Source organism: Corallococcus sp. 4LFB, assembly GCF_046520365.1.
Classification (GTDB): Bacteria; Myxococcota; Myxococcia; order Myxococcales; family Myxococcaceae; genus Corallococcus; species Corallococcus caeni.
In genome coordinates this window covers 1-1,151 of sequence record NZ_JBKGHJ010001042.1, presented here as the reverse complement: position 1 = coordinate 1,151, position 1,151 = coordinate 1, and the positions used below count along the sequence as shown (strand labels likewise).

Genomic DNA, 1,151 nt, shown 5'->3' with positions numbered 1-1,151 from the left:
CGCGCGGTGATGCGGCCGCTGTCCGCGGGCCTGGCGTTCGCGGTGGCCGGCGCGGTGGCCTTCTTCGTCCTCTTCCCGCGCCTCAACTGGGCCATGGTGGGGCCGCGCTCGGCGCCGGGCCTGGGCGCGGTGAGCAGCGCGGGCTACTCCAACACCGTGCGGCTGGGCGGCGCGGGCACCATCAAGGGCAACCCGCGCGTGGTGCTGCGCGCCACGCTCACGCCGGATCCGGAGCGCGACGCGCTGGACGCCTACTGGGTGGGCCGCACCTACGACACCTTCGACGGCATCGAGTGGGCGAACGTCGTCGGCGCGAAGCAGACCGAGCGGCAGATCACCCTGCGCCCCGCCAGCGACACGCTCCTGCACCAGCGCATCGAGCTGCTGCCCGCGTACGGCGCCCGCACGCTGATTGCCCTGGAGATGCCCTCGCGGCTGGGCAACGCCATGGCCCACACGCCCACCGGCACCCGGAGCAGCCCCGTGCAGCTCCAGGGCGGCGGCGAGGTGCGCTTCACCATCGCCGCGCCCTCGTACACCTACGAGGCCTACAGCCTGCCCCCGGAGGCGAGGACGGGCATGTCCGCCGGCCTGGTCCAGGCGGAGCGCGACCAGCTCTTGGCGGTGCCGGAGCACCTGGATCCGCGCGTGGCCCGGCTCGCGGCGCAGGTGCTCCAGGGGGAGAAGGAGCCGCTGGCCGCGGCGCGCAAGCTCGCGGCCTTCCTGCAGCGGGACTACGCGTACACGCTGGAGCAGGCAGGCACCCCGGAGGATCCGCTGGCGGACTTCCTCTTCGTGCGCAAGGCGGGGCACTGCGAGCACTTCGCCACCGCGCTCACGCTGATGCTGCGCACGCAGGGCATCGGGGCGCGGCTCGCCACGGGCTTCTACGGCGGCACGCGCGTGGACGGCGGCTACCTGGTGCGCGCGGGGGACGCGCACGCGTGGACGCACGTGCTCGTGCCGGAGCGGGGCTTCGTCACCGTGGACGCGACGCCGCCGTCGAACCGCACGAGCCAGGGCTCCGTGCTGCTGGAGAAGCTGCTCGCCTTCTATGAAGCGGTGGAGGCGCGCTGGCGCAACTCCGTCGTCGACTACTCCTTCCGCGACCAGTTCGCGCTGGCGAGCGCCCTGGTCCGCCCGCCGCGCCG

At 74.2% G+C, this 1,151-nt stretch carries 1 protein-coding gene; it reads left to right on the top strand.

Going from position 1 to position 1,151, the window contains the following annotated elements; translation table 11 throughout:
- Nucleotides 1-1,151: transglutaminaseTgpA domain-containing protein (locus tag ACLEQD_RS43895; RefSeq protein ID WP_410391868.1), on the top strand; the 1,151-nt coding region annotated here is incomplete at both ends.